Origin of the sequence: Pseudomonas akapageensis, assembly GCF_011355085.1 — a bacterium.
Taxonomy (GTDB): Bacteria; Pseudomonadota; Gammaproteobacteria; order Pseudomonadales; family Pseudomonadaceae; genus Aquipseudomonas; species Aquipseudomonas akapageensis.
On sequence record NZ_VXCP01000010.1, the window covers coordinates 49047 to 61030 of the forward strand.

The window sequence follows — 11984 nt, forward strand, 5'->3', positions numbered from 1 at the left end:
TTGCCAGCGATAGGCCGCAACGCGGCCTCTAAGCCCCCCAGGCGCTGACGAAATCAGCCGTAGCCATAGGCTGCGGCACACGCAGTTCCTTCTGCGGCGTCCCCACGTAAAGGAAGGCAATCACCTCCTCCCCGTCAGTCAACCCAAGGCCCTTGGCCACGTTCGCCGCATAGGACAACTCACCGGTACGCCACACCGCACCAATCCCCTGGGCATGGGCCGCCAGCAAAATACTGTGGGCCGCACAGGCCGCCGCCAGCTTCTGTTCTGATTTCGGCACCTTGAAATGGTCTTGCAACCGAGCGATCACCACGATCAGCAGCGGAGCACGCATCGGCATGGCGCGAGCCTTTTCCAGGGCCGCTTCGCTGACATCGGTACCTTTGATTCTGACGGCTTCGACCAACAGTTCACCCAACTGCTCACGCGCCGCACCTTCGACCGTAAGGAATCGCCAGGGACGCAACTGACCATGATCGGGTGCACGCAATGCCGCCTGGAACAGGATTTCCCGTTGCGCAGCCGTGGGCGCCGGATCGATCAGGCGGGGTACGGAAACACGGTTGAGCAAAGCGTCGAGAGCCTCCATCGGCTACCCCCCAATAAGTAATGTGCAACTATTCTACCGTTTACACGCCCGTACCCATAGGTAGAATGGCGACCCTTCAGTTTTCGAGTCAGAGCGGACCTCATGGCGTTGCCGGCCCTACGGATCATCGGTTTCATTATCGGCATCTTCCTGATTACGCTGGCGATCAGCATGGTCGTCCCCATGGCCACCCTGGTGATCTTCGACCGCACCCAGGACATTCCCCCCTTTCTCTGGTCCAGCCTGATCACATTCATCGCAGGCCTTGCCCTGGTGATCCCGGGGCGTCCGGAAAACTCGCAGCTGCGTCCGCGCGACATGTACCTGTTGACCGTCAGCAGTTGGCTGGTGGTGTGTATCTTCGCCGCCCTGCCCTTTTTGTTAAGTCTGCACACCAGCTACACCGACGCGTTCTTTGAAAGCATGTCGGGCATCACGGCCACCGGCGCCACAATACTCAGCGGCCTGGACAGCATGTCCCCGGGCATCCTGATGTGGCGTTCGCTGCTGCACTGGCTCGGCGGCATCGGTTTTATCGCAATGGCCGTGGCGATCTTGCCGTTGCTGCGCATCGGTGGCATGCGCCTGTTCCAGACCGAGTCGTCCGATCGCTCGGAAAAGGTCATGCCGCGCTCGCACATGGTCGCCAAGTCCATCGTGGCGGTCTATGTCGGCATTACCGCCCTGGGCGCGCTGGCGCTCTGGATGGCCGGCATGAACGTCTTCGATGCGATCAACCATTCGATGTCGGCCATTTCCACCGGTGGTTTCTCGACTTCGGACAACTCCCTGGCCCATTGGACGCAACCGGCCGTGCACTGGGTCGCCGTGGTGGTGATGATTCTCGGCAGTCTGCCGTTCGCCCTCTATGTATCCACGATCCGCGGCCACCGGTGGGCGCTGATCAAGGATGAACAGGTCCAGGGCCTGATCGCCATGTTGCTGCTGACCTGGCTGGTACTCGGCACCTGGTACTGGGCAACCACCGAACTGCACTGGCTCGAAGCCCTGCGCCACGTGGCGTTCAACGTGACCTCAGTGGTCACTACCACCGGCTTCGCCCTGGGTGACTACAGCCTGTGGGGCAACTTCTCCCTGATGCTGTTCTTCTATCTGGGGTTCGTCGGCGGCTGCTCGGGGTCCACCGCTGGCGGGATCAAGATATTCCGCTTCCAGGTAGCCTATATCCTGCTCAAGGCCAACCTCAACCAGTTGATCCACCCACGCGCAGTGATCAAGCAGAAATACAACGGTCACCGTCTCGACGAAGAAATCGTGCGCTCGATTCTGACCTTTTCGTTTTTCTTCGCCATCACCATCTGCGCCATCGCCCTGTCCTTGTCGTTGCTTGGCGTCGACTGGATGACCGCCCTTACCGGCGCGGCCAGTACCGTTTCCGGTGTCGGTCCGGGCTTGGGCGAAACCATTGGCCCGGCAGGCAACTTTGCCAGCCTGCCGGACGCGGCCAAGTGGATTCTGTCGGCCGGCATGCTGCTGGGAAGGCTGGAAATCATTACCGTGCTGGTTCTCTGCATGCCGGCGTTCTGGCGCCACTGATAGCCAGCATTGCCGCGGGCTCGGCCAACCGCGCCCGATATTCACCGGGCGTGGTATCGAACCAGCGGCGAAACGCCCGGAAGAAATTGCTCGGGTCGGCAAAACCCAGCAAATAAGCAGTTTCCAGCAGGGTCATGTTGGGCTGGGCCAGGTACTGTTCGGCCAGCTCACGGCGGGTGTCGTCCAGCAGCGTCTGGAAGCTGGTGCCCTCATCCTGCAACCGACGCTGCAGGGTCCGCTGCGACAGGTGCAGGGCCTGCGCGACCATTTCCCGCTTGGGTTCTCCCTGGGGCAGCAACCGGCAGAGCACCTGGCGCGCCTTGTGCGTCACCCGGCTTTCGGAAAAGCGCGCCAGGTATTCACCGGCAAATCGATCATGCAACAACGCCATTGCCTCATTGGCCGTGGGCAAAGGCGCCTCCATGTCTTCACGCTGGAAAACCAGGGCATCACAGGGTGCGCCGAACACCAGCGGCGCATGGAAGGCAACCTTGTAAGGCTCTGCATCGACTGGCTGTTCACCCTGCACCAGGACCCGAACGGGCTGGATGGCCCTGCCGGTCAGCCAGCTGCACAGTGCCAGCGTGCAGGCCAGAGAGGCTTCGGCGCTGTGCCGGGTCGGCGGCAGGTGGTCGCCGTGTACGGTAAGGATCAGCGCGTAGCCTTCGGGCAGCAGTCGGAAACTCAAGTCGGAGCTTTCGGCGATGATTCGCTGATAACGCACCAGACGCGCAAAACCCTCCTTGAGGGTCCGGCTCGACATCAACGCATAACCGACCACATGAAATGACGCGGGGCGCACGACCCTGGCCATGTTCAAGCCGATGGCCCGGTTCCCCGACAGTTCCTCTGCCAGTTGCCACAACCGTGTCATCGAGTCCTGGGTGAAACGCGCATCGGGGTCCTCGAGCGCCGAAAAATCCAGGCCGAGTTGCTCGAACAACACCCGACAATCCAGGCCCTCCAACTCCAGTGCCTTGACGATTCCTGCCGCCCAGCTTGAAGAAGTCGTTCTTTCGCTCATGGCCGTTGTCTTATCCCCAAGTCGCTGCCTGCGACCAATCCCCCAAGGATAGTAAACTGGCGCCCAATGTCACTAGCTGCTATTGCGACTGAATCTAGACTTGTAGCAAGCTCCACGTCCTGCGTCTGCAGCGGCGAACGCAAGCAAAGAGACCGTTGCTTTGAAAAATACCCAGCGTTTCACCAGCTTTGCCGAGTTCTATCCCTTTTACCTGGCCGAACACCGTCACCGCACCTGCAGGCGCCTGCATTTCGTGGGCACCAGCCTGGTAATCGGTCTGCTCGCCTACATCATCGCCAGCGGCAGCTGGTTGCTGTTTTTGGCCGTACCCCTCGCCGGATACGGCTTTGCCTGGGCCGGGCATTTTTTCTTCGAAAAGAACCGGCCGGCCACCTTCCTGCACCCGTTCTACAGCCTGCTGGGCGACTTTGTCATGTTCCGCGACATGCTGGTGGGCAAAGTCGAGTTTTAAACCGGCTGGATGACCTTTGCCTGCTCGGCCAGCCGGGCCTCCAGCGCCTGGGCATCGGCAAGCCGGTAGAGCTCGATGGTGCCATCCCAGTGCTCGATCAAGGCGGTGCAGGATTCGACCCAGTCGCCGCAATTGAGGTATTCCACCTCGCCAACCCTGCGAATCTCGGCGTGGTGGATATGCCCGCACACCACCCCCTGGAAGCCTTGCTTGATGCACTCGTGGGCGATGGCTTGCTCGAAGTCGCTGATAAAGCTGACCGCCGTCTTGACCTTGTGCTTGAGGTACGCCGACAGCGACCAGTAGCCATAGCCGTAACGGGCACGCCAGTGGTTGAGCCAGCGGTTCAGGGTCAGGGTGAATTCGTAGGCCGAGTCGCCAAGAAAGGCCAGCCAGCGGTGATAGCGGGTAATCACATCGAACTGGTCGCCATGAATGACCAGCAAGCGCCGGCCATCGGCAGTCACGTGTTCAGCCTGGTCGACCAATTGGATATTACCCAGTACCAGTTTTGAATAGCGCCGCAGGAACTCATCGTGATTGCCGGTGACATAGATGACTTCGGTACCACGCTTGCTCATGGTCAGCAGGCGACGGATCACATTGGTATGCGCCTGAGGCCAGTACATGCCACCGCGCAGTTTCCAGCCATCGATGATGTCGCCGACCAGGTAGATCCGGTCGGCGTGATAACTTTTCAGAAAGTGCGACAGGTGTTCGGCCTGGCAATCGCGGGTGCCCAGATGGACATCCGAGATCCATAGCGTGCGTACGCGTTGTTTACGAGTCGGTTTGACAAGTTGGGCACTGGTCATGGGCACGCTCCGGCAGGTTTTGCCCAAGCGTAAACGTGGGGGATTAACGCCCTGTGACGGCAAAACGGCAGTTGGATGACACTCAACGTGTAAACTTGTGGCCTGCTTCTGATCGATACGACAAGGATTGCAATGAATCACCGAACCGCCCTGGGTGCCCTGCATATCGGCGCATTGTTTTTCGGCCTGACCGGGGTCTTCGGCAAGCTCGCCAGCGCCTCCCCTTCCATCATTGTCTTCGGCCGGGCTGCCTTCGCCGTGCTGGCCCTTGGCGTGTTCGCCCGTTTTGCCCCCATGGGCGGATGGCAGTCATTGCGTACCCGCGACTGGCAGCGCCTGCTGCTCAGCGGGCTGTTGCTGGCCGGCCACTGGGTCAGTTTCTTCATTGCGGTGAAAGTGGCCGGTGTTGCCATCGCCACCCTTGGCTTTGCCAGCTTCCCGGCCTTTACCGTGGTTCTCGAGGGGCTGATCTTTCGCGAACGCATCCGCGCCAACGAAATCCTGCTGGTGGTACTGGTCAGCATCGGTCTGATCCTGGTCACTCCGGACTTCGACCTGGCCAGCCAGGCCACCAGTGGGCTGTTGTGGGCGATTGCTTCGGGCTTGTTGTTCTCGCTGCTGTCACTGACCAACCGGGCCAGTTCCGGCAGCATTCCGGCCGTGCAGGCCGCCCTGTGCCAGAACGCCGTGGTCGCCTTGTGCCTGCTGCCGGCGGCGGCGCCCGCACTCGGTTCGGTACCGGTCATGGACTGGTTGTGGATCGGCCTGCTCGGTGTCTTCTGCACCGGTGTGGCCCATAGCCTGTTCGTGGCCAGCCTGGCGGTGATCAAGGCGCGCACGGCCGCCGTGGTCTTTGCCCTGGAACCGGTCTACGGGATCGGCATGGCCTGGCTGATCTTCGGCGAAACACCCACCCTGCGCATGTTGCTGGGCGGCGTGCTGATCATCTTTGCCATTGTCCTGGCCAGCAGTCTGCCGACGGCCAGCAAGAAGGCCGCCGCGGCCCACTAACGATCGTTGTGGCCCAGGTCGCGCTGCGGGTCGATCTGGTCACGCACCCGCTGCTTGAGCACCTTGGCCTCGGGAAAGCCGCCATCCTGCTTGCGTTCCCAGATCTGCACGCCGTCGCAGGTAATCCGGAAGGCGCCACCCGTGGCCGGTTCCAATGCGACCCGGGCCAGATCATCCGAGAACGTGCTGAGCAGTTCCTGCGCCAGCCAGGCGGCCCGCAACAGCCACTGGCATTGAGTGCAATAGGTGATGACGATTTCCGGTTTGCTGACAGACATGAAGTAACAGTCTCCTGAAAAGGGGGGCAACAGCGCACTGACTATAATAACGACCTTTGCTGCAAGCCCGAGTCAGATAATGCGCCGCTTGTTGTCCTGCCTGTTGCTGCTCCTGTTCCCCCTGGCTTTGCATGCAGCCGACATGCATCGGCCCAAGGTTGGCCTGGTGCTGTCCGGCGGCGCGGCGCGCGGGCTTGCGCATATCGGCGTACTCAAGGCACTCGAGGAACAAGGCGTAAAAATCGACGCTATCGCCGGCACCAGCATGGGTGCGGTGGTCGGCGGCCTCTATGCCTCGGGCTACAAGGTCGATGAGCTCGAGCGCCTGGCCCTGGAGGCCGACTGGCAGCAAGCGTTGTCCGATGCCCCGCCGCGCAAGGACATCCCCTTTCGGCGCAAACAGGACGATCGCGATTTCCTGGTCAAGCAGAAGCTGAGCTTTCGCGACGATGGCAGCCTCGGTCTGCCGCTGGGGGTGATACAAGGCCAGAACCTGTCATTGCGGCTCGAAAGCCTGCTGGCACACACCAGTGATATCCGCGACTTCGACAAACTGCCCATTCCCTTTCGTGCCGTGGCCACGGACATCGCCAGTGGTGAAAAAGTCGTGTTCCGCCGCGGTCACCTCCCCCGGGTCATCCGGGCGAGCATGTCGATCCCGGCCGTGTTCGCCCCGGTCGAACTCGATGGCCGGTTGCTGGTCGATGGCGGCATGGTCGACAACATTCCGCTGGACGTGGTCCGCGAGATGGGCGTGGATGTCGCCATCGTCGTCGATATCGGCACGCCACTGCTCAACCGCAAGCAACTGGACACCGTGGTCGATGTCCTCAACCAGTCGATTACCCTGATGACCCGCCGCAACTCCGAAGAACAACTGGCGGCCCTGAAGCCCGATGACATCCTGATCCAACCCCCGCTGGCGAGCTTTGGCGGCACCGACTTCGTCCGGGCCCGGGAGATGATCGAAGCCGGTTATCGCGCCACCCATATTCTCGATACACGCCTGGCCAGGCTTCGCCCCGTCGAATCCGACGATACGGGGCTGATCGCTGCCCGTTCGGCCAGCCAGCGAACGCCGGTCATTACTGCAATAAGGGTGGAGAACGATTCGAAGGTCGGCGATGACGTGATCCGCTATTACATCCGCCAGCCGATTGGAAAACCCCTGGAACTGGGGCGTCTGCAGACCGACATGGGTACCCTGTACGGCCTGGATTACTTCGAGCGCGTGCAATACCGGGTGGTCCACGAGGGCGACGACAATATTCTGGTGATCAACGCCCGAGGCAAACGCACGGGCACCGACTATCTGCGCCTGGGGCTCAACCTCTCCGACGACTTGCGCGGCGACAGCGCGTTCAACATCGGCGCCAGCTATCGGGTCAATGGCATCAACGAACTGGGTGCCGAGTGGCTGACGCGAATCCAGATCGGTGATCAGCAGGAGTTCTACAGCGAGTTTTATCAACCGCTCGACGCGGGGTCCCGGTACTTCGTCGCGCCTTACCTCAGCGCCGAGTCGCTGAACGTCGAGTCCACCCTGGATAACGACCCTATCGCTGAATACCGCCTGGAGCGCTATGGATTCGGCCTGAACCTGGGCCGGCAGATCGCCAACAACGGCGAGATCCGCTTCGGCATTGGCGAGGCCTGGGGCAAGGCCGACGTTCGTATCGGCGATCCGGACCTGCCCCGGTTCAGCTTCACCGAGGGCTTCTACGAGCTCAAGTATTCGTTCGACAGCCTCGACAATGTCTACTTCCCTCATGCCGGCGAAGACATCAACCTGACCCTGCGCCAGTACGACCCCAACCTGGGTTCGGACCAACGTTACCGACAGTGGGAATTGAAGCTGGACAAGGCGCTGAGCTTCGGGCCCGACACCTGGGTATTGGGCGGTCGTTACGGGCGCACGATCGACGAAGCCGACATCGTCGCTTCCAGCTTCCTGCTCGGCGGTGCGCGGCAACTGTCGGGGTTTCGCCAGGACGCGCTGGCCGCACAGAACGTCAGCCTGGCCCGTGCCGTGTATTACCGCCGACTGACCCCGCGCTCCTACTTGCCGCTGGAGATTCCACTGTATGTGGGTGGGTCACTGGAGCGCGGCCGTGCCTGGAACAATGACAACGACTTCGACAGCGGCTACATCACCGCCGTCTCCATTTTCCTTGGCTTCGATACGCCATTGGGGCCCCTGACCTTCAGCTATGGTCTGAACGACGACGATCAGAACGCCCTGTACCTCAATCTCGGTCAGACCTTCTAGGACTTCTCAAGGTTGGCCAGGATCCGCGCATGCACCCGCATGGTGATGCGCAACTCTTCTTCGTCGACGCCCTCGAACAACTCCACCCGCAGCGCATTGGCAATGGTTTCGATCTGCTCGATCAAGGGCCTGGCCGAAGCGCTCAACAGGATCTTTTTCGCCCGACGATCCTCCAGCACCGCCTGGCGGCGTACCAGGCCCTGGGATTCCAGGCTGTCGAGCAAGCGCGCCAGTGTCGGTCCTTCGACGCCCACACTCTGCGCCAATTCACGCTGGGTCGGAGACTCCGCGAAACGTGCCAGGTGCAAGAGCACCAGCCAGCGCGCCTGGGACAAGCCCAGGCCGGCCAGACGTCGGTCCAGTTCGGCACGCCAGCCCCGGGACATGTGGGCCAATTGCATCCCGAAACGGTGTTGGTCAGTCAACGGCATAACAAACTCATCATCAGAACTAATTAATAGGCAGCTAACCATGCCGCTGACTCAGAGGCAAGATGCATACCGGATACTTTGTCTGACAATAGTGAGAAATGTTTGCGAACCCGGGCGTGTCACATCTCGAATTCAGACTGCAAGGCAGCGCGCACACAATAAAGAACGCCTTCGGGCACCCGGCCTGCAAACTGCGCGGCAATGGCGGCAACCGCTGGCAACTCGCCTTCGCCATCGAGGAATGCATCCTGTACTTCCCCCAGCAGATCCTCAGGGAGGTCGAGCGCTTGTTCCAGCGACAACTGCTGGCGGCCAATGGCCTCGGCCAACAGGCTGTAGACGTTTTTCTCGCTGCACTGCAATTGCCCGGCAATTTGAATCGGCGTCATGCCGGCGCGGGCCAGGCTGATCAACTCGTGGCGCAGGTCGGCCACCACCGGCGCTGCTTCGACAGCGCCGCCGAGTACTTGCAGGAACGCCTCGCCATAGCGCTCCAGCTTGCGTGCACCGACACCGCTGACCCGCGCCATTTCCGCCATGGAACCTGGCTGGCTGCGCAGCATCTCCAGCAGGGTCGAGTCCGGGAAGATGACGTACGGCGGTACCGCATGTTCCTCGGCAAGCTTGCGCCGCAGAGCGCGCAAGGCTTCCCACTGCTCGCGCTCCTCGCCTCGCACCAATTGGCTGGCCGGGCTGCCGGAGCTGCTCTTGGCACTGGTCTGCGGTTTCAGATCGCGACGCAGCTCAAGGGTGACTTCGCCGCGCAGCAGCGGCCTGCAGGTGTCGCTCAGGCGCAGGCCGCCGTAGCCTTCCAGATCGATGTCGACCAGGCCGCGCGCCACCAGTTGGCGGAACAACGAACGCCACTCGGCTTCGCTGCGGGCCTTGCCGACGCCGAACACGGAGAGTTTTTCGTGACCGAAGTTGCGTACCTTTTCGTTGTCCTTGCCCAGCAGGACGTCAACCAGATGCCCGACACCATAGCGCTGACCGGTACGATAGATGGTCGACAGCGCCTGGCGCGCCGCTTCGGTGGCATCCCAGGTCTGCACGCCGTCAGTGCAATTGTCACAATGGCCGCAGGGTTGCGGCAGGTCTTCGTCGAAATAGCCGAGCAGGGACTGACGACGGCAGCGGGTTTCCTCGCACAGGGCCAACATGGCATCGAGCTTGTGTTGCTCGACCCGCTTGTGCCGCTCATCACCTTCGGAGTTCTGCAGCATCTGCTTGAGCATCACCATGTCCTGCAGGCCATAGGCCATCCAGGCATCAGCCGGCAGGCCATCACGCCCCGCCCGCCCGGTTTCCTGGTAATAGGCTTCCAGCGATTTGGGCAGGTCCAGGTGAGCGACGAAACGCACGTTGGGCTTGTCGATACCCATGCCGAAGGCAATGGTCGCAACCATGATCAGGCCTTCTTCATTGAGAAAGCGCTTCTGGTTCGCAGCCCGGGTTTCGGCGGGCAGGCCGGCATGGTAAGGCAAGGCCGGAAACCCCTGTTCACAGAGGAAAGCGGCAACATCATCGACTTTCTTGCGCGACAGGCAGTAAACGATGCCGGCATTGCTGCGCCGTTCGTTGAGAAACGCCAGCAATTGCTTGCGTGGCTGTTCCTTGGGCACGATGCGATAGAAGATATTCGGCCGGTCGAAACTCGACAGGAAGCGTTCGGCGTCCTGCAGATGAAGCCGATTGACGATCTCTTCACGAGTGCGTTTGTCGGCGGTGGCGGTCAGGGCGATCCGCGGAACATTCGGAAACAGTTCGGCGAGCTGCCCTAGCTGCAGGTATTCGGGGCGGAAATCATGCCCCCATTGCGATACGCAGTGCGCTTCGTCGATGGCGAACAGGGCGATATCCAGGCCCCGCAGGAAGTCCAGCATGCGCGGCTGCACCAGGCGCTCCGGTGCGAGGTAAAGCATCTTGACCTCGCCGTTACGAATCCTGATCGCCAGGGTGCGCTGCTGCTCGGCGCTCAGGGTGGAGTTCAATGCCGCTGCGGCGACACCCAGTTCTTCCAGGGTGGCGACCTGATCGTCCATCAAGGCGATCAATGGCGAGACCACCACTGCCAGGCCCTCACGCAACAGCGCCGGCACCTGGAAACACAGGGACTTGCCGCCGCCGGTGGGCATCAGCACCAGGGCATCGCCACCACTGGCCACACGTTCGATAATGGCACCCTGGCGGCCACGGAAACTGTCGTAGCCGAAGATGTCTTTAAGGACGCGTTGAGCCTGTTCGAGCATAGAAACTCCAAAAATCGCAGAACCATCCTTGCCACAGGCTGGATGAAAACTTCGCTCACCACACGAAAAAATGCGTAAGCGGTCTTTGCAAAGCCCTTGTCGATACAGGGACTTGCAGCAAAGGCGCGGCATTATACCCGAGCGATCAACCGCGCAGGGCTTCGGCGACGGGCCGTCCTTGAGCGCATACTTCACCGCGCGGGTGGCGCACAGCCCTCAACAAGGCCTAGAATTCACTATCGAATATTCCCCAAGGTAGCCTTTTAATGTCCTTCGCTGAGCAATTACACCGCCTGCAAGCCTTCCTCGACGCCGATGAGCTGCATGATGAGGCGCTGGACTATGTTGCCGCTCATGGCTACCTGACCGCCTTGTCGATCTGTTCCGAAGAGGTGCCGGAGCGTGAGTGGATCGACGCCCTGTTCGCCGAAGAGCCGCATTACGCCAATGATGCTCAACGCGAAGAGATCGAAGCCACCCTGATTCTGCTCAAGGCCCACATCGCCCGCCAATTGGCCAGCGATGAGGAGTTCGAGCTGCCGTGCGACCTGGATCTGGGTGAAGACCCGGACGACTCGGAGCTGCGCGGCTGGTGCATCGGTTTCATGGAAGGGGTCTTCCTGCGCGAAGCGGCCTGGTTCGAAACTGCCGAGGACGAAGTCAGCGAAATGCTTCTGCCGATCATGGTCGGTTCGGGCCTGTTCGACGAACAACCCGAGTTCGAGGACATCGCCAAGGATGCCAACCTGATGGACGACATGATCGTGCAGATCCCGGAAGCACTCACAGCCTTGTACCTGCTGTGCAATGCGCCCGACGAGAAGCCTGCGATACTCAAGCCTCGCCATCACTGATGACTGCGCCGGTGGCGCCGCCAATGGCTGGCACGAATCGGCCCCGCCTGCTGCGCTACATCCTGCTGAGTATCGGCTGGATTAGCGTGGCATTCGGCGTGATCGGCATTTTCCTGCCAGTACTGCCGACAACGCCCTTCCTGCTCCTGGCTGCGGCCTGCTTCGCTCGAAGCTCGCCGCGGTTCTATCACTGGCTGGTCAGCCACCCGCGCCTGGGCCCATGGATCGTCCATTACCTTGACGGCCATGGCATTCCGCTCAAGGGCAAGGTCTACGCCATTGTCCTGATGTGGCTGAGCATCGGCCTGTCCTGCTACCTGGTGCCACTGCCCTGGGCACGAGGGTTCATGCTGACCAGTGCGGTGCTGGTGACGATTTACATCCTGCGGCAGAAAACCTTGCGAAATACTCCCCACGACTGATCTCGTTCCCACG

General features: G+C 61.1%; 12 protein-coding genes. 6 read left to right on the forward strand and 6 right to left on the reverse strand.

The window, feature by feature from the left end; all coding sequences use genetic code 11:
* Positions 1-28: 28 nt before the first annotated feature.
* On the reverse strand, positions 29-589 hold the full coding sequence (locus tag F2S13_RS07255; RefSeq protein ID WP_166359792.1) for a nitroreductase family protein: 561 nt from the start codon (positions 587-589) through the stop codon (positions 29-31).
* Between the two features lie 102 nt (positions 590-691).
* On the opposite strand from F2S13_RS07255, the gene F2S13_RS07260 reads away from it, so the two are divergent.
* Positions 692-2146 (forward strand): TrkH family potassium uptake protein, encoded by a 1455-nt coding sequence (locus F2S13_RS07260; protein ID WP_166359793.1) that lies wholly within the window; start codon positions 692-694, stop codon positions 2144-2146.
* On the opposite strand, the gene F2S13_RS07265 is transcribed toward F2S13_RS07260, so the two are convergent.
* Positions 2103-3170 carry an AraC family transcriptional regulator gene (locus F2S13_RS07265; RefSeq protein ID WP_166359794.1) on the reverse strand — a complete coding sequence of 356 codons (1068 nt, stop codon included), beginning with the start codon at positions 3168-3170 and terminating at the stop codon, positions 2103-2105. The genes F2S13_RS07260 and F2S13_RS07265 overlap by 44 nt on opposite strands.
* A gap of 160 nt (positions 3171-3330) precedes the next feature.
* Between F2S13_RS07265 and F2S13_RS07270 the strand changes: the two genes are divergently transcribed.
* Positions 3331-3642: an Mpo1-like protein gene (locus F2S13_RS07270; RefSeq protein WP_166359795.1), complete on the forward strand. Its 312-nt coding sequence runs from the start codon at positions 3331-3333 to the stop codon at positions 3640-3642.
* Here the strand turns inward: F2S13_RS07270 and F2S13_RS07275 are convergent.
* Complete coding sequence (locus tag F2S13_RS07275; protein ID WP_166359796.1) at positions 3639-4457, reverse strand: UDP-2,3-diacylglucosamine diphosphatase; 819 nt, start codon at positions 4455-4457, stop codon at positions 3639-3641. The genes F2S13_RS07270 and F2S13_RS07275 overlap by 4 nt on opposite strands.
* A gap of 132 nt (positions 4458-4589) precedes the next feature.
* Here F2S13_RS07275 and F2S13_RS07280 point away from each other — a divergent pair, with 132 nt between their 5' ends.
* Entirely contained in the window at positions 4590-5468 is an 879-nt protein-coding gene (locus F2S13_RS07280; protein ID WP_166359797.1) for a DMT family transporter, read from the forward strand.
* On the opposite strand, the gene F2S13_RS07285 is transcribed toward F2S13_RS07280, so the two are convergent.
* Entirely contained in the window at positions 5465-5746 is a 282-nt protein-coding gene (locus tag F2S13_RS07285; RefSeq protein WP_166359798.1) for an Rdx family protein, read from the reverse strand. The genes F2S13_RS07280 and F2S13_RS07285 overlap by 4 nt on opposite strands.
* A 79-nt stretch (positions 5747-5825) precedes the next feature.
* Between F2S13_RS07285 and F2S13_RS07290 the strand changes: the two genes are divergently transcribed.
* Positions 5826-8015, forward strand: a complete 2190-nt coding sequence (locus F2S13_RS07290) for a patatin-like phospholipase family protein (RefSeq protein ID WP_166359799.1) — start codon at positions 5826-5828, stop codon at positions 8013-8015.
* Here F2S13_RS07290 and F2S13_RS07295 read toward each other — a convergent pair.
* On the reverse strand, positions 8012-8446 hold the full coding sequence (locus F2S13_RS07295; RefSeq protein ID WP_166359800.1) for a MarR family transcriptional regulator: 435 nt from the start codon (positions 8444-8446) through the stop codon (positions 8012-8014). The two genes, F2S13_RS07290 and F2S13_RS07295, sit on opposite strands and share 4 nt — an antisense overlap.
* A 119-nt stretch (positions 8447-8565) precedes the next feature.
* Entirely contained in the window at positions 8566-10695 is a 2130-nt protein-coding gene (recQ, locus tag F2S13_RS07300) for a DNA helicase RecQ (RefSeq protein WP_166359801.1), read from the reverse strand.
* 266 nt (positions 10696-10961) lie between these two features.
* On the opposite strand from recQ, the gene F2S13_RS07305 reads away from it, so the two are divergent.
* Together F2S13_RS07305 and F2S13_RS07310 are read left to right on the forward strand one after the other, a co-directional pair.
* Complete coding sequence (locus F2S13_RS07305; RefSeq protein WP_166359802.1) at positions 10962-11549, forward strand: UPF0149 family protein; 588 nt, start codon at positions 10962-10964, stop codon at positions 11547-11549.
* Positions 11550-11572: 23 nt separating this feature from the next.
* On the forward strand, positions 11573-11971 hold the full coding sequence (locus F2S13_RS07310) for a YbaN family protein (RefSeq protein ID WP_166359803.1): 399 nt from the start codon (positions 11573-11575) through the stop codon (positions 11969-11971).
* Positions 11972-11984 lie beyond the last annotated feature (13 nt).